Source organism: uncultured Dubosiella sp., from assembly GCF_964018005.1.
Classification (GTDB): Bacteria; Bacillota_I; Bacilli_A; order Erysipelotrichales; family Erysipelotrichaceae; genus Dubosiella; species Dubosiella muris.
In genome coordinates, this window is sequence record NZ_CAXHOA010000005.1 from 135,249 (window position 1) to 159,366 (window position 24,118).

Consider the following 24,118-nt stretch of genomic DNA (forward strand, 5'->3'; position numbering starts at 1 on the left):
ATTCCGGCTTTTATCATACTACAGTTCGAGTTCTTTTTTCCAAAGTCCGTGCAAATTGCAGTACTCGTACACAGTCACTTTTCCGTTTTTGTCTTTGACGTCGAATACCGCCACCGGTTTTTCTCCCGGGATCAGCGATTTGCGTTCAACGGATCCATCCGGATATTCAACCCAGATGTTCGTAATGAAGTGCTCTGGAAGCATTGGATGCTCGATTTCACCAACTTGAACAAACAGCTCGTCGCCTTCTTTTTTTACCGCCGGCACGTGTTTTTCCTGCGCTGCGTCCGTCGATCCGGCTTTCAATTCAACCATTGGCTCTTCGTTGATCGTCAATGTCACTTCTTCTGGCGCGCCAAGCACTTCGACAAGCTCGCCGTTTTTTCCTTTAAATAATTTCATTGTATATCCTCCTGGAGCGATCGTTCGCTCTGATTTCTTTTTAAACCATTTCCATTATAGAAAAAAAAGATCAAAATGTCCATTCGATGAACTTGCGTTGCGGTTTTTCGGTTTTTGCGCTATCGTGTTCACATGACAACATTTCACGTACAACCTGATGGCCGCGTCCTCGTCCGCCCCGATCAAAGCATGACGATCGCCACGTGGCTGGACACCTTTAAAATCTCGAAGGCGGCGCAAAAAAACATCGTTCTTCCTTCCTCGATTCACCCGAACCGTCCTTTTTCCGTCACGCTCAAACGCTTCGATTCGCCAGTCTGGCACGAGCAGGAAGCGCGCATCGTGTATGAAGACGACACCTGCCTTGTCGCGTACAAACCGGCCGGATCGCTCGTGCATGACGATGGCAGCGGCGCCTGCACGCTGGAAGATGGCGTCAACGCCTATTTGGCCCGCCAGGGCTTTCCTTTTCGGGCCAAGGCGTGCCATCGGCTCGATGTCGAAACGTGCGGCCTGGTGCTCTTTTGTAAAATCCCGTTTTTACAAAGCTTTTACGACGCGCAGTTTCGCGACCAAACCATCCAAAAAGAATATTATTTGATCACGCAGGGGCGCCCAAAACAAAACCAGCAAATCGTCGAGCTGGCAATCGCCCGCGACCGCCACGACGCGCGCAAAATGATCGCCCGTCCAGGCGGCAAGGAGGCGACCACGATTTTTCAAACCTTGCGCGCCGATGGCGGATTCGCGTTGCTGAAAGCGCGCATCGTGCACGGACGCAAGCATCAAATCCGCCTGCACGCGGCACAAAGCGGCTTTCCAATCGTCAACGATCCGTTGTACAATCCGAACAAAAAACATGGCGTCCTGCTGCTGCAATGCTTTCATCTCGGGTTTGTTTCCGCCCAAAACAAGCAAAAGACCGACATCGAAGTCGGTCTGGATCCGTCTTTAGCGCGCTTTGCTCAAGTACATATGCAAGGCGTACCACACCTGGGCCAAGACGTACTGGATCTCGAAAACGGTTTTTAGCGGTTCGTAAACAAGCGGAAGACGCCCTTTGTTTTGAACGAGAACCATATGGAAGAAGTGTAGCACTTCTTCTTTTTTTCGATTGTGCAAAAACTCGTGAAGCGCCTTTGGATTTTCCAAAGCCGCCGGTTCGGGCAGGCTGGCGAGCCGCTCGTCCAAATCGCGCAAAAAGTGGTTGAAATCATAAAGCCGGACCGGATCCATGCCGACTTCGAACGCCAGGCATTCGATAAGGCGGCCATAGCGGTACGCCTCGGCGTAGCGGTTGGCGAGGGGCGCGGGCTTGTATCCAAGAATGCGCATGTACGCCTTTTCCGTCAATTCAAACGAAACCTCGATCCGCCCATGCAATACGAGATCCAAATACTTCTCGCACATATAAATCTTTGGCCAGCTGCTTCGATCAAACGTAAACAAATAGCCGCAAAAACGATCATAGTACTTCATCGTTTCCAAGTAACCGATGCGCAAAGAGCGAACGGCTTGCGCCTGGCTGAAATCGAGGAAGTTGCCAATGGGCAGCAGCGGCTGGATCCGCTTGATCAAACGGGAATCGTCGTCGATACGGCGAACCCGTCCCGGACCATGCACGTCGATGACGACAAAGTCATCGGCCCCCATCGTCTGACAAAGCTGGATGGGAAGGTTGTTTTCAAAGCCGCCGTCGATATACAAGTCGTCGTGGATCTTCGCCATCGGAAAAGCGGGAAAGCACGAGGCCGAAGCCAAAATGATGTCGACCGCGTCGTCCTTTGTCATGTCTTTTTTATAAAACGCCTCCCCTTTCATCGTCGTCACATTGAAAGTCATGCACGCGAAGTCGATTGGCGAAGCCATAAACCGGTCGTAGTCGAACATGCGGCTCAAGCTGTCCCGCAGCGGTGAAATATCGGTTCCCTCCTTCATATAGCCGCGAAGAAAAGCGAACAGCTGGTCCCGGTTGGCGACGATTTCTTCAAAATTTTCCGGAATCGCCGGCATGTCGGCCACAATATGGCTAGGCTGCAATTCGTGAACGAATCGAATGAGCGGTTCGATGGTTTGCTGGGTGTATAAGGCGCCGACAATCGCGCCGATGCTTGTGCCGCTCACACATTGAAACGAGATCCCGCAGTCTTGAAACGCCTGCCAGGCTCCCACCTCATAGCATCCGCGGGCCCCGCCTCCACCAAGGACGAGTCCGTGGATCTTCGATTGATTTTGTTGTTTTGAAGTCATACGCCCAGTATACCATACCCCTTGTCTCAAAGCAGGGTGGACACTACGACGCCTAGCGCCAGGCACGACACAAACGGAACGAGCGGGCATCGGCGGACTTTCACCAAGACAAAGCCGGCCAAAACGGCAATCAGCAGGCACTGGTTCATCGCCGCGGGCTCCAGCAGCGCCGCCAACTCGAACAAATACACGACGTCCGCGTATCCGATCCATTGCGTTCGGATCGCCCACAAAGCAAGGGCGGTTAGCGGATAAGCAAAAGAAAGCGGCTCGATGGCCTGAAACTGCGCCCAGACCAATGGAACCGAAAGAAGGATCCAGCGCTTCGGAATGGTGTAGGTTTTGTAGTCGATCCGGCCAATCCAAAGCCAGTAAATGAGCCAGAGGCTCTTCCAAAAAATATTCTCCATACCTTTATATACGACAAAACGCAAAAAAAAGTGACCTGCATTGTCACTTTTTAAACTCATTTTGCTCCATTTCCATTTCAATCGGGTCGATTACGATGCGATACGCGTCCAGCTGCATGTCCTCTAGGCGATGGCTTCCGTATTTGCGGTCGCCAACGAGCGGAAAGCCTAGAAACGCCATGCAGGCGCGGATTTGATGAAACCGTCCGGTCACAAGCTCCACTTTGATCCACGTCGCGTCTTTCTCGAAGCGAAACGGATGGACGCGCATTTGCGCTTTCACATACCCTTCCCGCGGCTGGGCGCTTACTTTCGCGATGGTGTCGATTTTTTTCAAATACAGCGTCACGTCCATGTCGTCGCGCAAATGGCCTTCGACTTTGGCGTGGTAAAACTTGTGAACCAAATGCTGTTGAATGGCCGCGTTGATCTCCCGCGCCGCGTACGCGTTTTTGGCGCCAATCACAAGGCCGGATGTGTTGCGGTCAAGCCGGTTGCAAATGCAGGGGGCGAAATGGTTTTCACGCTTTGGATCGTACTCGCCTTTTCGATACAAGTAAGCCCGTAAACGCTCCACGAGGCAGTCCTGCCCTTCTTTGGCGCTTTGGGAAAGCAGGCCCGCGGGCTTGTCGGCGACCACGATGTTGTCGTCCTCGTAGACGACATCGAGATTGGAATTGAAGAGCACTTTTTTTTCTTTTTGCACTAGCACGTCGTCGGGCAAAAAAAGCAAAATCACGTCGTCGGGCTGCAAGATTTGCGCGAAATCCGCACGTTTGCGGTTGACCTTGATTTTCTTGTTTCGAATGGCTTTGTACATCATGCCCTTTTTCAGTTCGGGAAACGTCTTCTCCAGAAACTTGTCGAGCCGCTGGTTGGCATCGTTTTCATGAATCCGTATTTCTTTCATTGCTTGGTTCCTCATCTATATCGTCTGTATTGTACCACGTCCTTTTCCTTCTGCCTGAAGTTGTGCATTTTTTCACGAATTTTGGTTTCTTGTCCGGCCGTTTTCCGATATAATAAGTAAAGCAAATGAATAGAAGGAGAAATTATGAGAGGAATCTATAATTCAGTGACCGATATTCGCCGGAAAGTCTTTTCGGAAATCGCCCGGATGGCTTACGCCGACGACATCGACTACGCAAAACGGATCGAAGAGATCCCTTACGAGATCCTGCCGGGAACGAAGGCGAAATATCGCAACAGCATCTTCCTGGAACGTGCGATCATTGGCGAGCGTCTTCGTCTTGGAATGGGGCTTCCGCTTCGTGAAATGGCCGAATACGGCGCGCTGAGCGACGGCATCGAGGAAAGTGTCATTGCCACGAAATATTATGATGATCCTTTGATCAATATAATCAAGTTCGCGTGCAACGCGTGTCCGGAAAAAAAGGTCTTCGTGACCAACGGCTGCCAGGGATGCCTTTCCCATCAATGTACGGAAGTGTGTCCAAAAGACGCGATCCACATCGTGAACGGCCGCTCGCTGATCGACCAGGACAAATGCATCAAGTGCGGACGCTGCATGGACGCATGCCCTTACTCGGCGATCGTGAAAATCGAGCGTCCTTGCGCGGCGAGCTGCGGCATGAACGCGATCGGCAGCGACGAGGACGGCAAGGCCGTGATCAACTACGATAAATGCGTCAGCTGCGGCATGTGTCTGGTGAACTGCCCGTTTGGCGCCATCGTGGACAAAGGACAAATCTTCCAGACCATTTACTCCATCAAGGAGGGTGACGAGGTCATCGCGGCCATCGCGCCGGCGTTTGTCGGCCAGTTTGGTCCAAGCGTCACGCCGGACAAAGTCAAAGCCGCTTTAATGTCCCTTGGTTTTGCGGACGTGGTGGAAGTGGCGATCGGCGCCGACTTGTGCACGATCGAGGAAGCGGCGGACTTCCTGGACAAGGTGCCTGAAAAACAGCCGTTCATGGCAACGAGCTGCTGCCCGGCATGGTCCGTTATGGCGAAAAAGGAATTCCCGCAGTTCGCCCCTTACATTTCCATGGCGCTGACGCCAATGGTTTTGACGGCGCGCATGATCAAAAAAGACCATCCAAATGCCAAGGTTGTCTTCATCGGGCCTTGCGCGGCGAAAAAACTGGAAGCCAGCCGCAAATCCGTGCGCTCGGATGTCGACTTTGTGCTCACGTTCGAGGAAGTCATGGGCATGTTCGAAGCGAAAAGCATCAATTTGGAACAAATCGTCGCGGAGGAACCATTGCTGGCCGGAACCAACGATGGTCGCGGATTCGCTGTCAGCGGCGGCGTGGCGAAAGCCGTGAAAAACGTCATCGAGAAGGAACATCCGGAAATGCAAGTGAAAGTGCAGGCCGCCGAAGGCTTGAAAAACTGCAAGACGATGCTCATGATGGCGAAAGCCGGCCGTTTGAACGGATATCTGCTCGAAGGAATGGCTTGCCCGGGCGGCTGTGTCGCCGGCGCCGGTACGCTGCAGCCAATCCCGAAATCGAGTGCGGCTGTCAAACGGTACGCGACCGAAAACGAAAAGAAGACGTCGGATGAGTCCGCTTACGCCGATCGTCTCCATGAATTATCAGAAGGTTAAGATCCAAGCCATCCTAGCGGATGGCTTTCTTTTCATAAAGGAGTCACTATGAAACGTTTCAACTACTACAAAGTCGCCGCGGCGACACCGCCTGTCCACATTGGCAACCCGAAAAAAAACGTCGACGGCATGCTGGAAATCGCCCGCGGGCTAGACACCGACACCCAGCTGGTCGTCTTTCCCGAGCTGGCCGTCAGCGGCTACACTTGCCAGGACTTGTTTTACGAGGAAGCTTTGCTGGAAGCCTCGCAAGCCGAGCTGCTTCGCATGGCCAAAGAGCTGCCCGCCAACCTGGCTTGCGTCGTTGGCGTCCCGCTCGTTGTCGAAGGAAAGCTCATCAACGGCGCGGCGTTCCTTTTCAACGGAAAGGTGCTTGGCGTCTATATCAAATCCCACATTCCCGGGTATAACGAATATTACGAGCCGCGCTGGTTCACGCCGGCGCGCGAAATCCAGACGCGTCAAATCACGCTGGGTAACCAAACGGTTCCTGTAGGCGATCGAATCCTCTTTTTGGACCGCGCCTCCAAAGCGTGCATTGGCATCGAAATTTGCGAAGACTTGTGGGTCGCCATTCCGGTGAGCTCGAACCATGCGCTAGCCGGCGCCAACGTTCTTGTCAACTGCTCGGCATCCAACGAAGTCATCGCCAAAGACGACTATCGCCGCGAGCTTGTCCGCCACCAGTCCGCCGCCACGTACAGCGGGTATGTGTACGCCAGCGCGGGACGGGATGAAAGCAGCTCGGATCTTGTGTTCAGCGGTCACGACCTTATCGCGGAAAACGGCGCGATTTTAGCGCAGACGACGCTGTACGATCCGCAACCCGTTTTGTATGGCGAAATCGACTTGCAGCATTTACGCACCGACCGGCTCCACTTTAAAACGAGCCTGGAACAGCCGGCTTTGGCGGATTATCGCGTCGTCGAGTTTTCCTCTTCCGTTCCGGAAACCATCGAGCTGACGCGGCGCATCGACGCTTATCCTTTTGTGCCGTCCGATATCGACCAGCGCATCGCGCGCTGCCACAAAATTTTAACGATTCAGGCGTGCGCGCTGGCGACCCGGCTAAAAAAAATCGGCTGTACCGACGTGGTGCTTGGTATCAGCGGCGGACTGGACTCGACTTTGGCTTTGCTTGTCGTGGCCAAAGCGTTCAATATGCTCGGCTATGAGCCAAGCCATATCCACGCAATCACAATGCCTGGATTTGGTACGACGGCGCGCACAAAGTCGAACGCCGACCAGCTCATGGAAATCTTAGGCGCGAGCGCCCGGGAAATTTCGATCGTGGACGGGGTGCGCCAGCACTTCGCGGATATCGGCCACGACGAGAGCACGCGCGACATTACATATGAAAACTCGCAAGCCCGCTACCGGACGATGCTTTTAATGGATCTGGCGAACAAGCACAACGCCATCGTCATCGGAACGGGCGACTTGTCGGAGCTGGCGCTTGGCTGGTGCACGTACAACGGCGACCATATGTCCATGTACGCCATCAACGCTTCGGTCCCAAAAACGCTTGTGCGCTATATCGTGGAATCCGTCGCGATCCAGGCGCAGCAGGAAGGCGATACCGCCCTGGCCACCGTGCTGCTCGATATTTGCGACACGCCGGTGTCCCCGGAACTTCTCCCGCCCCAGCAGGATGGAACGATTGCCCAGAAAACGGAAGAAGTGCTCGGCAGCTACGACTTGCATGATTTCTTCCTGTACCATATGCTTCGGTTCCATGAATCGCCGAAAAAGATTTTCGCGTTATGCTGTCTGGCGTTTCCGAAAGTGTCCAAAGAAACGATCCGGCAGGCGATCACGACTTTTTACCGCCGCTTCTTCACGCAGCAGTTCAAGCGCAACTGCATGCCCGATGGCGTCAAGGTCGGCTCGATTTCCTTTTCCCCGCGTGGCGACTGGCGCATGCCAAGCGACGCGGACCGCTCGCTGTGGATGGCCGAACTCGATCAAATCGACTAAGGAACCCCGATTTTTGCCGTTTCCGTTTGGAAACGGTTTTTTGTAACTCAAAAGGGGCTGTAACGGGTAAGTAAAAAAATATCCGGCTCCCGAAATAAAAAAAGGACCGAGTTGATATCAAAATGATCATCAACCCGGCCTTTTTTGGTATTATTTATGTGTGCCAAAATACCTAGTCCATAGTAACGCACTTCAGCCATCTTTTCAATTCCCTTTGTCATTTGTTTATGATGATTCCATCCCTCGGGATGATATCTCCAGAACCGTGAAGGAAGTCGTAGAGGGAGTCAACGTGTTTAAATATATCGACTTCTCTTCCCGTCATGACTGCGGTTACGATGGTTTGAAATTGCTCCAATGTATCCTTCTAGCTTATACCCTCAAAGGCTACGCTTCTCTTCGCGATCTTGAGGATCTGTGTAAATTCGATATTCGTTTTCAATTCATCATGGATGGCCTCACCCCTTCTTTTATGGCTTTTCAACGCTTCATCGCCAACAATCTTCGGATGTCTTTAGAAGATCTTTTTGTCGAGTTCAATCGTTATTTTGAAGCCCATGACGACATCCATACCGACATCCTTTATATCGACGGCACCAAATTTGAGGCCAACGCCAACAAGATGACTTTCGTATGGATGCGCTCAACGAAGAAGTATCGTCAAAAGCGCTGGGTGAAGATTATGGAACGCATCAAAGCTTTCAATGCATACTGCCAGAAAGAAGCAGTCCCCGTCAAACTTTCGGTATTGAAGGAATTTTCTTTCGAATATCTTGTCGAGATCGTCGACACGATCAAGGGACTCATGAATCAGAGGAAAATCGAGTCAAAACATGGCAAAGGACAAAGAAAACATCCTTTCCAGCGTTTTAAGGAAGGCTTTGAAGAAGACGCGGATAAGATTCTGAAATACTCGATCTACTATCGGCTGGCCGATGGAAGAAACAGTTTTTCCAAAACGGATCCAGGCGCTACGTTCATGCACATGAAATACGATTACTACAATCACACCAATGTGTTCAAGCCCGGATACAATGTCCAGATGGGAAGCAGCAACCGCTATATCCGCCATATCTATGTGTCTAGCGACGCCAATGACCTGAACACCTATATCCCGTTCATGGAAGGATACAATATAGCCTATGGCGACTATCCAACGAAAACACCGGCCGATGCCGGCTATGGAAGCTACGACAATTATTCGTATTGTAAAGAACACCATATCGAGCTTTTCATGAAGTACAACACATATCGAAAAGAGCAGGAAAAGGTCACAGATAAAAACCGGTTCAAAAGCTATCAGATGAAACCGGATGAACAAGGAGAAGTCCTTTGTCCAGCCGGCCACACCTTTACATTCATCAAGGAAACCACGGATAAAAGAGGACGATATGAACGAAAGACCAAACACTATCAAAATGCGCATTGTCCGGATTGTCCGTTAAAAGCGAAATGTACGAAAGCCAAAAAAGGGCGTACTTTGAAAATCACTGAAAAACTGATCGAGTATCAGGAAGAAGTCAAAGCGAACCTGGCTAAGGACGAAGGAAAAGAGCTGATGACGCAACGAAGTGTCCAGGCGGAGGGGATCTTCGGAGAGATCAAGCAGGATTATCAATACGACCGATTCCGCCGTCGAGGAGAAACCGGCGTCAAATTGGAGCTTCTACTTGTATCAATCGGTCATAATCTGCGCCGATATCACAGGAGCAAGTTTCCAAAGAAGAAACAGTGCGAAGCCTGAAACCATAAAATCAATCGAAAAAAGCAGAAAAAGTGATATTTCTTTTTAAGTGCGCCAAAAAATGAGGCGCGCTTTTCTTTTTGGCATAGATTCTGTCATTTTCGAAAGAAGCAAAGAAAAAAAGAGCTGCAACGCTCTAGTGATTTCTAAAAATCACTGATTCGTTACAGCCCCCCAAAAAGCTTAAGCGGAGTGATCATGAAAGGCCCTCCTGGTTTAAACTAAAAACGTGGTCTGCCAACTACGAAAGAAGAAACCAGGAGGGCTTTATGCAATGAACACAAAGAATATGTCCAATGACTTACACAGTTTATCACACACAAAATGGAATTGTAAGTACCATATCGTGTTTGCGCCAAAGTATAGAAGAAAAGCATTCTATGATGCAAGACGATTGGAAATAGGAAAGATATTAAGGAATCTATGTGAATGGAAAGGAGTGAACATAATAGAAGCGGAAGTATGTTGTGATCATATCCACATGCTCATAGAAATACCGCCAAAAATGAGCGTATCTGGATTCATGGGGTATTTGAAAGGAAAGAGTAGCCAAATGATTTATGAAAAATGGTCAAACGCAAGATATAAATATCGGAACCGAAGTTTTTGGTGTCGAGGCTACTACGTGGACACGGCAGGAAAGAATACAAAGAAGATTCAAGAATATATTCAAAATCAGTTGAAAGAGGATCAAGTAGCCGAGCAACTGGAATTGGAATTTGAAGATCCGTTTACGGGAAAACGAAAATAAGTGCAATGGGCAGACCATGAAAGCGCGTTGACGCGCAGCTTTGAGAGCAGGGCTATGCCCGCATCTGAAAAACCACCGGCTTAGCCGGTGGATATTTATTTCTTCCCTATTTGCTAAAGATGTGCTAAAGTAATCTTGTCGTTTGAAAACGACATTCCAATTCCCTTCTTATGAATTCTTTTTATTTTTGTACGATCATTCCGATCGAATTTATTTATTTATGCTTATTTTCATTCAAAGGAGAAATCAATTCATGAAAAACATCAATCAAAAAGAGATCGTTGATCTCATCCAAACGCGGCTACCGTTGTTTTTTGGCGACCAGAAGGAACGTTTTCAAGTCGAGTTCCACACGATGCGCAAGGAAAACGTCGAATACGAGGCGGTCAGCGTCACGTTGTCGGGCCATGGCTTTGGGATCCAAATTCCAGTGGAAGTCATCAAGACGTGTCTAAAGCGCGAAAACAACCTGGACAGCCTGCTTCAGGACGTGGCCGCCCAGCTGCGTGCCGTCTGTCGCCAAATGCCAAAAACGGACCAGCTTTCTTCCCTTCTCACGTCCTACGAAGCGATGCGCGAACGCGTGTTTATTCGTCTGCGCGACCTTTCTCTTTGCGAGCCATTGCGTCAGCATGGCGTGTACACCCCTATATGCGGCCCGCTTGTCGCGACGTATCGGGTCAAAATCGGCCATGTCGCGGGAAGCTTGCAGTCGGCGGACATCGCGCCGGAAATGCTCGAAACGCTGGATATTTCCAAGGAAACCTTGCATGCGCAGGCGTTAAAAAACCTGCAGGCGGAGCGTCCGCTGCTTGTGAAGATCGGCAACGCCCTGAAGGAGCGTAACAATTTGCTGGTGTCAAAAAAGCCGCTGAAAAGACACAGGCTATACATTTTGACGCTGGATTCGTATTTGAATGGAGCGCGCGTCTTGCTGCGGGATGACGTGCTCGCGCAAATCGGCGAGCAATTCGGCAGCGATTTCTATATTTTCCCTTCTTCCATTCACGAAGTTCTCATCTACGCGAAAACGGGTCAGGAAAACGAGCGCGGAATGCTTCAGACGATCGCGGCTTCCAACGCCAATCCATTGACGGTGGATCCGCGCGATGTGCTGTCCAACGACTTGTTCGTGTACGAACGAGATAAAAAGAAGGTTACCTGCATTGCCAGCGACTATACCAGCGAGGATTTCGAACCGGTGCTTTTCGAAATCGGCGACAAGGAATCGGATGAAAAAATCGCCATCGGCTCGGTCCAGATGTTGCAAGAGAAGGATTCAGATCTCCTTCATTAAGACAGAAAAAAGCGTCGAAAGGAATTTACGCTTCCTCGTTCGACGCTTTTTTTGATTTAGCTGGCTTCTTTTCAAACTCTTCGATTTTAAAGCCAAAAAACTTATGGCCGCGGAACACTTGCTCCTGCAGACTTCCTTTGGCTTTGAATGGCTTGCCTTTTTTGGATAAGAACTCTGTCGTGATTTGCTGGCCGGCGACAAGCGCTTCGACTTCCTCGTCCGTGAACCGATGCTGGCCGAAAACTCGTTTGAACTTGACGGGATTGCCATTCCAGGTGCATTCCACGTATTCGGTTTCGTCTTTGACCGGATTGCCGTCCAGATCGAAATACTCGGAAGGCTTGAAGCCATAAAACTTTCGTTTTTTAAATGTCTGCTCTTCGAGTTTTCCTTTCGCTTTGACTTCCTGTCCGGCTTTGGTTTTAAACTGCACCTCGATCACTTCCCCGTTTTTGAGTGCCTCGATTTGTTCCGGGGTGAAGACGGTGCCCGAAAATTCTTTTTTAAACTCGATTTCCTTTCCGTCGATTGTCGTTTTGACGTAGTCGTCCGGATTGCGCTCGTATGTTTTGTGAACGATTTTTTTCCCGTTCTCTTTCATTTGCTCGAGGTCTTGCATAACGAGCTGTTCCATTTGATCGAGAAACGCGTTCGGATCGGCCTGGCCCAAACCGACTTTTTGCATTTGTTTGACAAGCTGTTCCGTCATTTCCAAATTGCCGATGTTCGTTCCCGGCAGTAGCTGGTACGAGATGTTCCCATACTCGCTCATCGACAGCTTGCCGCGTGTTTCCACAAGCAAAGGAAAGCGCGTGTTGGCGTTGGTCACATCCGCGTAAATGCTCGTGCGCGTCGCGCCGGTTCCAACTTCGTATTTAGCGAGCTGTTTCATCAGCCACTTCATCGTTGGCGCCACAGGCTTTGGCGGGAATCCTTCGTACGTGAAAGGATCGGCGTGGGTGCCTAGCTTCTTATTCGTCTTTTCCTCTTCTTCGCTGGAATCGGAAGCGTTGTATACCGCTTTCCATCCTTTGAATTTTGGAATATCGGTTGTCGCTTTGTAATCCGGATATTTTTCCAGATGGCCTTTTTGCTGTTCGTACTCGTAGTTTGGCGCCAGCATCGCCAAAAAGTTTTTCGCGAGCAAAACGTAAATCTTTTCGGCACCCGCTCCGTACTTTTTCAAATCGGATAACGATTTAGGCACGTTGGGCCCTGGCCGGTTGGCACCATGCGCTCCCTGCGCCTTGACGTGCGACGCTCTCGCTTTGCGATACGTAAGCAGTTCGGGCTTGACGCCGACGATTTGCGCGATCTGGTCGGCCAGGGGAAGCAGCTCCTGAAACTGTTCGGGCGTGATCGTCTTATCCTCGGTTCGCGGATAGCTGACGATTTGATCCTCGTACATTTTCTGGTACGTGGACAAAACTGTTTTCGCTTTCAGCCCCTGGGTGGAGAGCTGGGCGGACAATCCCGCCAAATCAAGCAAGCGGGGCGGCGGCGTCTTTTTCAATGTCGTCGAGTCGACGACAACCGGGCTGGATTCGATGGCGATATCGACTTCCTCCGGCGTTTTGAACCGGGCCGCTTTCGACTTGATGAACATATTGCCATTCTCGTCTTTGAACCGCAATTCGTAAAACGGCTCCTTTTTGTAGCTTTCGACTTTTTTAAGCTGATCCCCGACCATCTTGACCATGGCCGATTTCAGCCGTCCCTGCCGAAGCACCGACTTGCCATCGCCGTTGGCGGTGGCGATGCGCGTAAACTGCATCGACAAATAATCCCATTTGGAACGGAAATCCGCCTTGACGAAATCAAGATCCCTGTCCATCTTCTGGTCGAGCGGCTTGCGTTCGACAAACGCTTTTTGAATGGATGGCTTGCTTTCGTCGACAAAGTACATGCGTGAAATCTTTTTCGGCTTCAAAGCGAGTCCGTCGATGATTTCCCACGCAAGCAATTCTCCCTCCCCGGATGGGTCGTCATCGGTCGCGATAATAAGCTCGTCGCATCCTTTCAAATCGGCTTTGATTTGTTTTAAAATGTCCACGGCGTCTTTTGTTTCCTTTTTTTTCCACAAAAAATCCTCTCGTTTCCACGGAAGGTTTTTTGTGTTCCAAGATTTATATTTCTTTTGGAGCGCTTCGTCGACTTGCTGCGAGGGATCGTACAATTCGTACAAGTGCCCTCTGGCGTGCGTGATGCGATACGCCTCTCCATTGTAAGTTCCTTCTTTGCCGCCGAGCGCCTTTTCAAAGTTTCGAGCGGCGCTGGCCTTCTCTGTTAAAATTCCAATCATACAGGTATACTAGCATCTTGGGCCGAATCATGGCAACTATTATCCGTTTTCAAGATGGATTATCGTCTGTTTTTCGCCCGTTTTCTTTTCCTTTCCTCGCAAAAAAGAGGCGATTCGCGCCAACGGATCGAGCCCGCCACGCGATGTCGCCTCAAAAGGATTTCCTTTTTATTTTTCTCTTTTTTGCTCAAAGTGCTGCCGCTTTTCGTCGATCAGGCTTTGCACCTTGTCGAATCCGGTTTTCTCCACGCTGCTAATCGGACAAACGCTCGCAAGCGGTAACTGAAGCTTTTGGGAAATCTTTTTTAACGCCGCGATTCGTTTGGTTTTCGGCACCTTGTCGATTTTCGTCGCGCCGATAATGACGGGATACCCCATTTCCCGAAAGAACTGCACCATATCCACATCGTCGGCGGTCGGCTCGTGCCGTCCATCGACAAGCTGGATGACCCCCGCGATATTTTCCCGATGCAAAAAGTAGTCGTCCATCATCTTTCCCAGCTTTTCCAGCTGGGCTTTGGACATTTTCGCGTATCCATAGCCGGGCACATCCACCAGAGTCCATTGGTCGTCAATCGTAAAAAAGTTGATCAGCCGCGTCTTTCCGGGCGTGTTGCCGACATAGGCCAGCTTCTTGCGGTTCGTGAACGCGTTGATAAACGAACTCTTTCCCACATTGCTTCGTCCGACGACGACGATTTCCGGCCGTGTGGATTCCGGCCAGTCCTGGCGGCCGGCGGCGCTTGTTAAAAACTCGCTTTTCATACGCTTAGACGAGCGCGTGCTCCAGCACTTTGGAAGCGGTGCTGACCGGAATGAACGTGATCGCTTCTTTCACTTCCTCCGGGATCTCCTCAAGATCCTTCTCGTTGCCTTTTGGAATGAGGATCGTCGTGATGCCGGAACGATGCGCCGCCAGCGATTTCTCTTTCAAGCCGCCGATTGGCAGGACGTTGCCGCGCAGCGTGACTTCGCCGGTCATGGCTAGATTGGCTTTGACCGGGCGATCCGAAAGGCACGATACCAGCGCGGTCGTCATCGTCACGCCGGCGCTTGGGCCGTCTTTTGGCACCGCACCTTCCGGCACGTGGATATGGATATCCGTTTTCTCGAAGATTTTTGGATCAATGCCGTACTCTTTGGCGTGCGAGCGAATGTAATCCAGCGCGATGCTGGCTGATTCCTTCATGACGTCGCCAAGCTGGCCCGTCAGGATCAAATGGCCTTTGCCTTCGAAACGGTTGGCTTCGATTTGCAGAATATCCCCGCCAAACGACGTGTAGGCCAAACCGGTGACGGTACCCACCTGGTCTTCTTTTTCCTTTTTGCCGTAGTCGACTTTTTCATTGCCCAGCCAGTCGTGGACAAGCTTTCGGTCGAGCACGATCGACTCTTTTTTATCTTTGAGAATCGCAAGAACGGTTTTCCGGCAAATGTTGGCGATCGTCCGCTCCAGCTGCCGCACACCGGCTTCGCGCGTATAATAGCGCACCAAATACAAAATCATATCCTCGTCCACGACGAGCTGGCCTTCCTTCAAGCCGTTTTCCTTCATTTGTTTTGGAAGCAAATGCTCCTTGGCGATGTTGACTTTTTCAATATCGGTATAGGAACTTAGCTGAATGATTTCCAGTCGGTCCTGCAAAGCGGGCGGGATGTTTTCCAAATAGTTGGCTGTCGCGATAAACAGCACTTTCGACAAATCGTATGGTTCCTCGATGTAGTGGTCGGAGAACATGCTGTTTTGCTCCGGATCCAGCACTTCGAGCATCGCGCTCGATGGATCGCCTTTGTAGTCGGACGCCATCTTGTCGATCTCGTCGATGAGGAACACCGGATTGATGACGCCAGCCTTCTTCATCCCCTGGATGATCCGGCCAGGCAAGGCGCCCAAATACGTGCGGCGATGGCCGCGGATTTCCGCTTCGTCGCGCACGCCGCCAAGCGACATCTTCACAAATTTGCGGTCCAGCGCTCTGGCCACGCTTTTGGCCAGTGACGTTTTTCCAACGCCCGGAGGGCCGACAAGGCAGATGATTGGCGCTTTCAGCGAGTTGGTCATTTGTTTTACGGCCAAATACTCCATGATCCGCTCTTTGACTTTGGCCAGTCCATAATGATCCTCGTCCAGGATCTGCTGGGCCGAGTCGAGGTTTTCGTTGTCCTCGGTCGTTTGCCACCAAGGCAGTTCCACGAGCCAGTCGATGTACGTTTTGATGACGCCTGTCTCGCCGCTGGCTTGCGGGAGCATTTCGTAGCGCATGAGCTCCTCTTTGACTTTTTCCTTAATGTATTCAGGATATGGATTTTCCTCAAGGCGCTTGCGAATCGAGTCGGCGTCTTTGTCCGCTTCGACGATGTCGCCGAGCTCTTCGCGGATCGCATGCATCTTTTCACGCAAATAATAGTCTTTTTGCCCCTGGTCGATGCGTTCCTTCACCGTGTCGTTGATTTTCTTCTCGACTTCGGACATCTTCTTTTCTTTTTCAAAGTCTTGCAGCAGCATCACGAGGCGGTCGTTGATCCCCGTCGTTTCCAGGTATTGCTGTTTGCGCTCCACCGTCAGCGGGAACGCCGCCACGGCTTTGTCGGACAACGCGTCCGCTCCCACGCCGCGCGAAAGCTCGATCATTAAATCTTTGGAAACGAAACGCTCGCCGGGATGCATTTGCTCGAACGCGCTGGCCACCATCCGCACAAGCGCGCTTTCTTCCGTTTCGTCCTGGCGAACGCTTGGCATCAGCTCAACATGGGCCATTTCCGACAAGGATCCGTCGATCCACTGCTTTAACTTGACACGTTCCAGTCCTTTGAACTTCACGCGCAAAAATTTATCAAACCGCCGTACGTGACGAATTTCGCACAGCGTCCCGACCGTGTAAATATCGTTTTCCGTCGGGTTTTCCCGTTCCATTTTCAGCTGTGAAAACAAAACGATTTGATCGTCATAGTTGTCCTGAGCGTTTTCGATCGCTTTCAGGGATTGTTCTCTTCCTACGTCGATTACGATTTCCTGATCTGGAAAAAGAATCACGCCCCGAGTGCAAATCAATGGATAAATTTTATCACTCATATAGCCACTCCTTTCTTTGGGCTTTAGCGAAAAAAGACGCGACGCGCCTTTTTCGATTGGATTATTCAGATTGTGCCGTTTCCTTCAAATAATCGATGGCCTTTTGCTGTTTGAGGTCGTATTCGATATTTTCCGGAACGATGATCGCCTTGATCTGCTCAACCGGCATTTGGTACATGTCGGACATGAGCTTGTATTGCTCATCAATGGCGGCTTCGTCGATCTTGAAGTCCTCGGCATTGGCTACCGCTTCCAGTACAAGCGTCGTTTTTACACGATTGGCAGCCTCGTTGCGCATCTGCTCCTTGATATCGGCCTCTGTTTGATGCGTAGCTTCCAAAAATTGTTTTGCCGTGAATCCAGAGCTCTGCATTCTCTGCTCGAACTGCTGATACATCCGGTCTACTTCATTATCAATCATCACCGCAGGGATGTCAACGATTGCGCCGTCAACAACCTGTGCGAGCACTTCGTCGGTGAATTTCTTCTCAGCTTCCTGCTCTTTGTGGGAAAGAAGCTCTTTTTTCGCTTCCTCTTTATATTGTTCAACGGTTTCCACACCCTCGCGTTTCAAGTTGGCGATGAGCTCGTCGTTGATTTCCGGAAGCTCCTTGTATTTGACATCGTGAACTTTCACTTTGAAAATCACGGCTTGTCCGGCCAGATCCGGCGCCTGATAGTTTTCAGGGAATGTCACTTCAATGTCTTTTTCCTCGCCGGCCTTCACGCCAACCAGCTGGTCTTCAAATCCAGGGATAAACGTGTTGGATCCTAAAACGAGCGGATAGTCGTTTCCGGCGCCGCCTTCGAATGGAACGCCGTCTTTTTCGCCAACAAAGTCGATCGTGACCTGGTCACCGATTTGCGCCGGCTCCTCGTCCTCGCGGATCACCCAGTCCGCGTACCGGTCCTGGATCCGTTTTACTTCGTTGTCGATTTCCTCTTCTGTGACTTCCACTTCCGGTTTCTTCACCCGGATCGCTTTGTAGTCGCCCAGTTTTACTTCCGGAGATACGGTGCATGTGAAATCAAGCACGGCTTTGTCCTTGTTGATTTCCTTGACATCGAGTGCCGGACGAGCCACAAGGTCGAGTTTGAATTCCTTGATGCCTTCCTGCAGGGCCTCGTTGGCAACTTCGTCAACCGCGGCCGCGCAAATATGGTCTGTGCCGATGTATTTCTTTGCCATCTGGTCAGGGATCTGCCCTTTCCGGAATCCTTTGATATTCAGTCCGGATTTCAGCTTCGAAAAAGTTTTCTTCTGCGCTTTCTCCCAGATCTCGCCTTCCACTTCAACAGTCAATACACCTGTTGAGTCTTTGTCTAATGTCCAACTACATTTCATGGTTATCTCCTCGCTTTTCAATTGCTAATGTGTAGTTCTCGACCTGTTCCAATCCATTCGCTTGCTCGAATCGGAGCAGTTCGTCGTTTTGCCCCATGGCTTCGTAAACAAGACGCACGATGCTCTTCGCCAAGGGCAGCGCGTCCAGGTCCGAAAAATCAAACGGTCTGGTTTCGTAGATTTCCTGATCGAGCAGACGATTGCAGAAATTACAAAACGCGGGGTCATCGTTCGAAAACCACGTCTCAAACAGCCGGCGCGCTTCAACGATCGACGGATCCTCGTCGGCTTTGATGATCGCGCCCGGTACGAATGTGACATCCAAACCATCCTTGACGACATGATACGGCGTGTCGATTTTCTGCTCCATCAGCGCTTCGATCAATTCGCCCTTGAACTCGTCGACCAGATCGCTGTCCAGCAGCGTCTGCACTTCCCGCTCCATCAGGCGCAGATTCATTTGTTTCAACAAGGAAACCGCCTTTTCTTTCTGCGCTTCGCTGCCGCGGATCAATGCATCAAGGTCGAACTCCTTATGTTTGGAAACGACATCGACATGCGCCATGCAGTCGGCTTGGCGGCCGCGCAGCGCTTCCAGCGCGTCGCGCTCCACATACGGCATCGACAATTCCTCCGTGACGATTCGCAGAGCGTCGGCGAACCGGCCTTCCTGTATCATGGATTCGATATCGTTTAACAGTGATTGATAATATGGATTCACAGTTCCTCCTTGCGTACCTTGGCATTATATCATAGGGATTGCTAAGAAGCAATGAAGAGAACGCCGTCAAACACCGCTTTCCCCTGATAAAACCGGACATTTTCCTCCAGATGAGCCAAAGCGTTTCTTCCCATTTGAGTCCCCTTTTTCTCCATGGTATAATCGGCACGAAAGGAACATTAGAAAAAAGATATGTTGAAAAAAATAAGCAGTTGGGTTTGTTCGACATTTCTGTTCCTGCTTCTGCTGATCGTGCCGGCCCAAGCCAGAGAGGAAACGATTCCAATCACCGGCTATGTCAACGATTACGCAAACGTGCTCGACCCACAGACGGAAGCCGATCTCAACGCGCAAGGCGAGGCTTTTGCCAGCCGGACCGGCGCGCAAGTCGTCATCGTCACGACCGACTCCCTGCATGGCGCCGACGCGATGAAAGTCGCCACCGATTCGGCAAACGAAGCCCAGCTTGGTAGCGGCGAGCTCGATAACGGCGTGCTCATTCTCGTCAGCATCGACGACAAACAGCGCTTTATGGCGGTCGGAAGCGGCCTGGAAGGCGATTTGACCGATATCGACTGCGAGCATCTCCAGCAAGATTATCTCGTCCCGGCGTTTCGCCAAGGCGATTATTCGAAAGGGCTTGTCGATTTATACGAACACACGATCGACCATATCGCCAAAGCCTATGGTCTGGACGACGATTCGGATTTCGCGCCAAACGAGGCGCCAGTCACACAACGCAAGCAGGCGTCCTTTGACTGGACCGGGCTGTTCGCGATTGGCGCCGTGCTCGTGCTTGGCGCGTTTGTGCTGACGAAAAAACCGTCATCCCGTCAAGAGACGACGCTCCATCTCAAGCCGCACCAGCAATATCGGCTCACCGTGCCTGGCGTGAACTTTCAAAACGATTCGGTCGTGGTTGGCAGCGACGATCCAAACATCGCCTCCATCACACCGGATGGCATGGTTACCGCCCACAACATCGGCCAGACGCGCATCACCATCCAAAAACTCGATGGACCGCGTTTGACGTACACCGTCGTCGTTTCCCGTCACGATTCAAGCGGCGGCCGAAGACGACGCGACAGCGACGTGTTTGACGCGTTCCTTCTGGGCAGCCTGCTCGGCGGCCGCCACAACGGCGGATATCGGGGACCGCGCTCCGGCGGTGGATTTGGCGGCTTTGGTGGAGGCGGAGGCGGATTCTCCGGCGGAGGCGGCGGTTTCCGCGGAGGCGGATCCGGCGGAAGCTGGTAAGCAAACCCATAGAAAGGTACTTTATGAACAGAAGAAAATTTCCAGGATGGGCCATTGTGCTCATCGTCGTGCTCGTGATCGCACTGGTCGCGGGCATCTCGGTCGTCGGACCGTACAACACGATGGTTGGTTATGACGAAAAAGTCACGACCGCCCAATCCAACATTCAAACGCAGCTCCAGTCCCGTCTGGACAAAATCAACGAGCTGATGCCGGCCGTGCAAGGCGCGATGAACCAGGAGGACGACGTCTATAAAGACATCGCGGCGCTGCGCTCGAACACGCCGGGAATTTCCATGGACGCCCAGGGCAACATGCAAATCCAAAACAACGCTTCGCTGGCCGACTTGGAGCAGGCGGACGCCGCCAGCTCGCAAATGCTGCGCGACATCAATATCGCGGTGGAAGCGTATCCGGAACTGAAATCCACCGATTTGATGAAAGACTTCATGACCAGCGTCGAGGGCATCGAAAACCGGATCTCATACGCCCGTGAAACGTACAACGAGGATGTGCAAACGTACAACGTGTACATCCGCTCGTTCCCGCACAACATCGCGGCCGGTTTATTCGGTTTCACGCCGAAAGACAAATTCGAAGCGTCTTCCGCCGCGCAAAACGCGCCAGTCGTAAAATTCGATTAAAGCCATGCGAAAGGGAATGCGTTTTTGGAGTCCGGTCCTTGCTGGACTCCTTCTTTTTATTGTTTTGAGCGCTCCGGTTTTCGCACAGGAGGACACGCTGGCGATCCACGACTACATCAACGACTACGCGGGCATCCTTGACGAACAAACCGAGCGCGATCTCAACGAAGCGGGACGCGACTTCGCCAGCCGGACCGGCTCGCAAATCATCGTCGTCACGACCGACTCCCTGCATGGAGCCGACGCGATGAAAACCGCCACGGATCTAGGCAACGACTATGGTGTCGGCCATGAAAAGCTCGACAACGGCGTCGTGATCCTCGTAAGCATCGACGACAAGCAGCGATTCATGGCGACCGGCAGCGGTATCCAGGGCACTTTAACCGATATCGCGACCGAACATCTCCAGCAAAAATATCTCGTGCCCGCCTTTCGCGAAGGCGACTACGCCAAAGGCATCCGGGATTTGTATTACGGCACGATCGACGCCATCGAAAACGGCATTGACGAAGGCGAGCTGGAAGCGTATGCCCAGGACGACGACGATCCGGTTTGGATCCTCGGTCTTGTCTTTGGTACGTTTGGCGTTGTCGGAGCGATTTTAGCGATCGTGTTCCTCTCGCTGGCGCGCCGCAAGATCATGCTCCATCCAGGCGAGCGATTCACGCTCCACCATCCAGGCTGGAATTTCATGGATCCCGACACGACGGCGACATCCAACCATCCCGACATCGTGGATGTGGCGGATGGCGTGCTGTACGCCCGCACGTTGGGAAAAGCGAGGATCACCTTGGAAAATCCGGTACGGGGGATTCGCTATGTGTTCGTGAAAGTGACCGACAAACCGGTTTCCGCGGCGAACAACGAAAAATATTTGAACCAGTTTTTTCTGACCCAGATCAGCATCAACTCTGACTCAGACCACGACGACGGCTTCTTTTCCGGCGGCGGTTCGGGTGGCGGCTTTTCGGGCGGTGGCGGCTCCTTCAATGGCGGCGGCTCGGGCGGAAGCTGGTAGCACACAAAAAAAGAGCTTCGCAAAGCAATGTCATTTAGTTAAGAAATGGCAGTCTTAGAGGATACATTTTAAAGTGTACCCTCTTTTTTTTAGATAATTTTCTTATTTTTGTTGACTTCCATCCAAAAACGTGTGGCCAAGTATCATTCATGATACTTGGCCAATTGTTTATAGGCATTCGTCTGGAGGTTACTTATGAACAATTTTAAATCCTTGAAAAAACATCTCAATTCCTGTATCAAAACTATGGATCGCTCCCGCTCTCTTTTTGTCGTTGATCCCATGAAACATTTTACCCGGAAACGGAAACATCTTTTTGGTAATACTTTACTCAATGTCATTCTTCTTGAAGCTGGTTCCTTGAAAGATGAAATTTATAAACTCTTCGGATATCATCTCGATACACCAACAGCTTCTTCTTTTATACAGGCTAGAGACAAGATCCGTCCCGACGCTTTTCGCTCTCTTTTCGATTCTTTCAATCGAAACACCCATATCGTTCCTCTACTCAAGGGGTTTCGCTTGATCGCTGTGGATGGAACCGTTCTTCCTATCCGTAACGAATTCAAAGATGAAAAAACGACGATAATGAATGGCAATCAATCAAACATTCCATTTTCTGCTTTCCATATCAATACGAGCTACGATCTGTTGGAACATACCTACGAAGATGTCATTATCCAAGGTCAGGCTGTAATGGATGAAAATGGCGCTTTCCGTCAGATCGTTGAACGATATCAAGGAAGAAAAGCCATATTCATTGCCGATCGAGGCTATGAATCACTCAATTCGTTCGCCCAAATCAATCATTCCGGAAACAAATTCTTGATTCGGGTCAAAGATATCGGTTCAAGAACGAGTGTGCTTCGAAGCTTTGGTCCTTTTCCGGATACCGAATTCGATAGGACAGTCAAACGAACATTGACGAGGAGACAGACAAAGGAGATAAAGGCACATCCTGAGATCTATAAATTCGTACCGAAAAATCAACGATTCGATTATTTTGGCGAAAGTGAATTCTATGATATGAGTTTCCGAGTTGTCCGTTTTGAAATCAGTGACGGTACATATGAGAGTATCGTTACCAATCTGGATAAAGACGAATTCACAATAACGGAAATAAAGGAACTGTATCATAGACGCTGGGAAATCGAAACATCCTATCGGGATTTGAAATATGATCTTGACTTGAATACCCTGCATTCAAAAAAGCGAAATCTGATCGAACAGGAGATCTATGCAAGGTTGATCCTATATAACTTCTGTAGAAGGATTACCAACGAGGTGCGAATCAAAGAAAGAAAACGGGAATATGAATACCAATTGAATTATGTCCGCGCCTATCATATGATTCGAGATTATCTAAATAAATATCCACCGGCTAAGCCGGTGGTTTTTCAGATGCGGGCATAGCCCTGCTCTCAAAGCTGCGCGTCAACGCGCTTTCATGGTCTGCCCATTGCACTTATTTTCGTTTTCCCGTAAACGGATCTTCAAATTCCAATTCCAGTTGCTCGGCTACTTGATCCTCTTTCAACTGATTTTGAATATATTCTTGAATCTTCTTTGTATTCTTTCCTGCCGTGTCCACGTAGTAGCCTCGACACCAAAAACTTCGGTTCCGATATTTATATCTTGCGTTTGACCATTTTTCATAAATCATTTGGCTACTCTTTCCTTTCAAATACCCCATGAATCCAGATACGCTCATTTTTGGCGGTATTTCTATGAGCATGTGGATATGATCACAACATACTTCCGCTTCTATTATGTTCACTCCTTTCCATTCACATAGATTCCTTAATATCTTTCCTATTTCCAATCGTCTTGCATCATAGAATGCTTTTCTTCTATACTTTGGCGCAAACACGATATGGTACTTACAATTCCATTTTGTGTGTGATAAACTGTGTAAGTCATTGGACATATTCTTTGTGTTCATTGCATAAAGCCCTCCTGGTTTCTTCTTTCGTAGTTGGCAGACCACGTTTTTAGTTTAAACCAGGAGGGCCTTTCATGATCACTCCGCTTAAGCTTTTTGGACCCCCAGACAATCTGGGGGTTTTTGAGTTACAAGAAAAAGGGCAGTACGGATCTGCCCAATATCGAAGAATTGTTAGCCAAAGAAATACTACCAGTCCGCCACAATCGCCAAAATGAGCGGAAGATAAAACCCAAAAATGCGATAGGATTCAACTATCGCTATGACTAACAGTTAAATTATAAACTTAAAAAAATGGAGTGACAACACTTCAGTTTTTTGTCGTGCACATTTCAAAAAAAACCATCTGGAAATTAATCTCCAGATGGTTAAGCCATTTCTTAACTAAATGACATTGCTTCGCAAAGCTCTTT

General features: G+C 50.3%; 21 protein-coding genes. 10 read left to right on the top strand and 11 right to left on the bottom strand.

All coding sequences use genetic code 11. The features are described 5' to 3' along the window. Positions 1–18: 18 nt before the first annotated feature. Positions 19–402 (bottom strand): desulfoferrodoxin family protein, encoded by a 384-nt coding sequence (locus ABNS49_RS05210; protein WP_135981116.1) that lies wholly within the window; start codon positions 400–402, stop codon positions 19–21. 132 nt (positions 403–534) lie between these two features. Between ABNS49_RS05210 and ABNS49_RS05215 the strand changes: the two genes are divergently transcribed. Further along, positions 535–1,434, top strand: coding sequence for an RluA family pseudouridine synthase (locus tag ABNS49_RS05215; RefSeq protein ID WP_135981115.1), 900 nt, complete (start codon positions 535–537; stop codon positions 1,432–1,434). On the opposite strand, the gene ABNS49_RS05220 is transcribed toward ABNS49_RS05215, so the two are convergent. From ABNS49_RS05220 to ABNS49_RS05230, 3 genes are read right to left on the bottom strand one after another with little or no spacing between them, the layout of a single operon-like run. Then, positions 1,354–2,652, bottom strand: coding sequence for a patatin-like phospholipase family protein (locus tag ABNS49_RS05220; RefSeq protein WP_168353653.1), 1,299 nt, complete (start codon positions 2,650–2,652; stop codon positions 1,354–1,356). The two genes, ABNS49_RS05215 and ABNS49_RS05220, sit on opposite strands and share 81 nt — an antisense overlap. A 26-nt stretch (positions 2,653–2,678) precedes the next feature. After that, positions 2,679–3,062, bottom strand: coding sequence for a hypothetical protein (locus tag ABNS49_RS05225; protein WP_168353652.1), 384 nt, complete (start codon positions 3,060–3,062; stop codon positions 2,679–2,681). A gap of 43 nt (positions 3,063–3,105) precedes the next feature. Next, positions 3,106–3,972, bottom strand: coding sequence for an RluA family pseudouridine synthase (locus ABNS49_RS05230; RefSeq protein WP_168353651.1), 867 nt, complete (start codon positions 3,970–3,972; stop codon positions 3,106–3,108). A gap of 144 nt (positions 3,973–4,116) precedes the next feature. On the opposite strand from ABNS49_RS05230, the gene ABNS49_RS05235 reads away from it, so the two are divergent. Both ABNS49_RS05235 and ABNS49_RS05240 read left to right on the top strand, forming a co-directional pair. After that, positions 4,117–5,634 (top strand): 4Fe-4S dicluster domain-containing protein, encoded by a 1,518-nt coding sequence (locus tag ABNS49_RS05235; protein WP_348688001.1) that lies wholly within the window; start codon positions 4,117–4,119, stop codon positions 5,632–5,634. A gap of 48 nt (positions 5,635–5,682) precedes the next feature. Next, positions 5,683–7,611 carry an NAD(+) synthase gene (locus ABNS49_RS05240; protein WP_135981111.1) on the top strand — a complete coding sequence of 643 codons (1,929 nt, stop codon included), beginning with the start codon at positions 5,683–5,685 and terminating at the stop codon, positions 7,609–7,611. Between the two features lie 47 nt (positions 7,612–7,658). Here the strand turns inward: ABNS49_RS05240 and ABNS49_RS05245 are convergent, their stop codons facing one another. Then, complete coding sequence (locus ABNS49_RS05245) at positions 7,659–7,832, bottom strand: hypothetical protein (protein WP_348688003.1); 174 nt, start codon at positions 7,830–7,832, stop codon at positions 7,659–7,661. Between the two features lie 44 nt (positions 7,833–7,876). Here ABNS49_RS05245 and ABNS49_RS05250 point away from each other — a divergent pair, with 44 nt between their 5' ends. The 3 genes from ABNS49_RS05250 (at position 7,877) to ABNS49_RS05260 (ending at position 11,403) form a co-directional block, all read left to right on the top strand. Next, on the top strand, positions 7,877–9,355 hold the full coding sequence (locus ABNS49_RS05250) for a transposase (protein WP_290148464.1): 1,479 nt from the start codon (positions 7,877–7,879) through the stop codon (positions 9,353–9,355). Positions 9,356–9,644: 289 nt separating this feature from the next. After that, positions 9,645–10,106: an IS200/IS605 family transposase gene (gene tnpA / locus ABNS49_RS05255; RefSeq protein WP_135979959.1), complete on the top strand. Its 462-nt coding sequence runs from the start codon at positions 9,645–9,647 to the stop codon at positions 10,104–10,106. 253 nt (positions 10,107–10,359) lie between these two features. Further along, complete coding sequence (locus tag ABNS49_RS05260) at positions 10,360–11,403, top strand: DUF5688 family protein (RefSeq protein WP_135981310.1); 1,044 nt, start codon at positions 10,360–10,362, stop codon at positions 11,401–11,403. Between the two features lie 25 nt (positions 11,404–11,428). On the opposite strand, the gene ABNS49_RS05265 is transcribed toward ABNS49_RS05260, so the two are convergent. The 5 genes from ABNS49_RS05265 to ABNS49_RS05285 form a co-directional block, all read right to left on the bottom strand. After that, the gene (locus tag ABNS49_RS05265) at positions 11,429–13,705 is read right to left on the bottom strand and encodes a DNA topoisomerase (RefSeq protein WP_135981309.1); all 2,277 of its coding nucleotides are present in this window, start codon (positions 13,703–13,705) and stop codon (positions 11,429–11,431) included. Between the two features lie 168 nt (positions 13,706–13,873). Continuing rightward, positions 13,874–14,470: a ribosome biogenesis GTP-binding protein YihA/YsxC gene (gene yihA / locus ABNS49_RS05270; RefSeq protein ID WP_135981308.1), complete on the bottom strand. Its 597-nt coding sequence runs from the start codon at positions 14,468–14,470 to the stop codon at positions 13,874–13,876. Between the two features lie 4 nt (positions 14,471–14,474). Further along, positions 14,475–16,778 (bottom strand): endopeptidase La, encoded by a 2,304-nt coding sequence (lon, locus tag ABNS49_RS05275; RefSeq protein WP_135981307.1) that lies wholly within the window; start codon positions 16,776–16,778, stop codon positions 14,475–14,477. 61 nt (positions 16,779–16,839) lie between these two features. Further along, on the bottom strand, positions 16,840–18,123 hold the full coding sequence (tig, locus tag ABNS49_RS05280; RefSeq protein ID WP_135981306.1) for a trigger factor: 1,284 nt from the start codon (positions 18,121–18,123) through the stop codon (positions 16,840–16,842). Further along, positions 18,113–18,844 (bottom strand): hypothetical protein, encoded by a 732-nt coding sequence (locus ABNS49_RS05285; RefSeq protein ID WP_289108460.1) that lies wholly within the window; start codon positions 18,842–18,844, stop codon positions 18,113–18,115. Before ABNS49_RS05285 ends, tig begins: the two co-directional genes overlap by 11 nt. Before the next feature lie 192 nt (positions 18,845–19,036). Between ABNS49_RS05285 and ABNS49_RS05290 the strand changes: the two genes are divergently transcribed. The 4 genes from ABNS49_RS05290 (at position 19,037) to ABNS49_RS05305 (ending at position 23,176) form a co-directional block, all read left to right on the top strand. Further along, positions 19,037–20,101, top strand: a complete 1,065-nt coding sequence (locus ABNS49_RS05290) for a TPM domain-containing protein (protein ID WP_135981304.1) — start codon at positions 19,037–19,039, stop codon at positions 20,099–20,101. Between the two features lie 23 nt (positions 20,102–20,124). Continuing rightward, positions 20,125–20,745, top strand: coding sequence for a LemA family protein (locus tag ABNS49_RS05295; RefSeq protein WP_135981303.1), 621 nt, complete (start codon positions 20,125–20,127; stop codon positions 20,743–20,745). A gap of 4 nt (positions 20,746–20,749) precedes the next feature. After that, the gene (locus tag ABNS49_RS05300; protein ID WP_277820869.1) at positions 20,750–21,763 is read left to right on the top strand and encodes a TPM domain-containing protein; all 1,014 of its coding nucleotides are present in this window, start codon (positions 20,750–20,752) and stop codon (positions 21,761–21,763) included. A gap of 195 nt (positions 21,764–21,958) precedes the next feature. After that, positions 21,959–23,176 (top strand): IS4 family transposase, encoded by a 1,218-nt coding sequence (locus ABNS49_RS05305; RefSeq protein WP_348688008.1) that lies wholly within the window; start codon positions 21,959–21,961, stop codon positions 23,174–23,176. Positions 23,177–23,228: 52 nt separating this feature from the next. On the opposite strand, the gene tnpA (ABNS49_RS05310) is transcribed toward ABNS49_RS05305, so the two are convergent. Beyond that, positions 23,229–23,690, bottom strand: coding sequence for an IS200/IS605 family transposase (gene tnpA / locus ABNS49_RS05310; RefSeq protein ID WP_135979959.1), 462 nt, complete (start codon positions 23,688–23,690; stop codon positions 23,229–23,231). Positions 23,691–24,118 lie beyond the last annotated feature (428 nt).

Bases quoted from the DNA above. Each gene is read 5' to 3' on its own strand.
- ABNS49_RS05230 (WP_168353651.1), bottom strand. From the start codon at position 3,972: ATGAAAGAAATACGGATTCATGAAAACGATGCCAACCAGCGGCTCGAC.
- ABNS49_RS05235 (WP_348688001.1), top strand. From the start codon at position 4,117: ATGAGAGGAATCTATAATTCAGTGACCGATATTCGCCGGAAAGTCTTT.
- yihA (WP_135981308.1), bottom strand. From the start codon at position 14,470: ATGAAAAGCGAGTTTTTAACAAGCGCCGCCGGCCGCCAGGACTGGCCG.
- ABNS49_RS05245 (WP_348688003.1), bottom strand. From the start codon at position 7,832: ATGACAAAGGGAATTGAAAAGATGGCTGAAGTGCGTTACTATGGACTA.
- ABNS49_RS05305 (WP_348688008.1), top strand. From the start codon at position 21,959: ATGAACAATTTTAAATCCTTGAAAAAACATCTCAATTCCTGTATCAAA.
- ABNS49_RS05220 (WP_168353653.1), bottom strand. From the start codon at position 2,652: ATGACTTCAAAACAACAAAATCAATCGAAGATCCACGGACTCGTCCTT.
- ABNS49_RS05240 (WP_135981111.1), top strand. From the start codon at position 5,683: ATGAAACGTTTCAACTACTACAAAGTCGCCGCGGCGACACCGCCTGTC.
- ABNS49_RS05290 (WP_135981304.1), top strand. From the start codon at position 19,037: ATGTTGAAAAAAATAAGCAGTTGGGTTTGTTCGACATTTCTGTTCCTG.
- ABNS49_RS05225 (WP_168353652.1), bottom strand. From the start codon at position 3,062: ATGGAGAATATTTTTTGGAAGAGCCTCTGGCTCATTTACTGGCTTTGG.
- tnpA (WP_135979959.1), bottom strand. From the start codon at position 23,690: ATGTCCAATGACTTACACAGTTTATCACACACAAAATGGAATTGTAAG.
- ABNS49_RS05295 (WP_135981303.1), top strand. From the start codon at position 20,125: ATGAACAGAAGAAAATTTCCAGGATGGGCCATTGTGCTCATCGTCGTG.
- lon (WP_135981307.1), bottom strand. From the start codon at position 16,778: ATGAGTGATAAAATTTATCCATTGATTTGCACTCGGGGCGTGATTCTT.
- ABNS49_RS05300 (WP_277820869.1), top strand. From the start codon at position 20,750: ATGCGAAAGGGAATGCGTTTTTGGAGTCCGGTCCTTGCTGGACTCCTT.
- ABNS49_RS05215 (WP_135981115.1), top strand. From the start codon at position 535: ATGACAACATTTCACGTACAACCTGATGGCCGCGTCCTCGTCCGCCCC.
- tnpA (WP_135979959.1), top strand. From the start codon at position 9,645: ATGTCCAATGACTTACACAGTTTATCACACACAAAATGGAATTGTAAG.
- ABNS49_RS05265 (WP_135981309.1), bottom strand. From the start codon at position 13,705: ATGATTGGAATTTTAACAGAGAAGGCCAGCGCCGCTCGAAACTTTGAA.
- tig (WP_135981306.1), bottom strand. From the start codon at position 18,123: ATGAAATGTAGTTGGACATTAGACAAAGACTCAACAGGTGTATTGACT.
- ABNS49_RS05260 (WP_135981310.1), top strand. From the start codon at position 10,360: ATGAAAAACATCAATCAAAAAGAGATCGTTGATCTCATCCAAACGCGG.
- ABNS49_RS05210 (WP_135981116.1), bottom strand. From the start codon at position 402: ATGAAATTATTTAAAGGAAAAAACGGCGAGCTTGTCGAAGTGCTTGGC.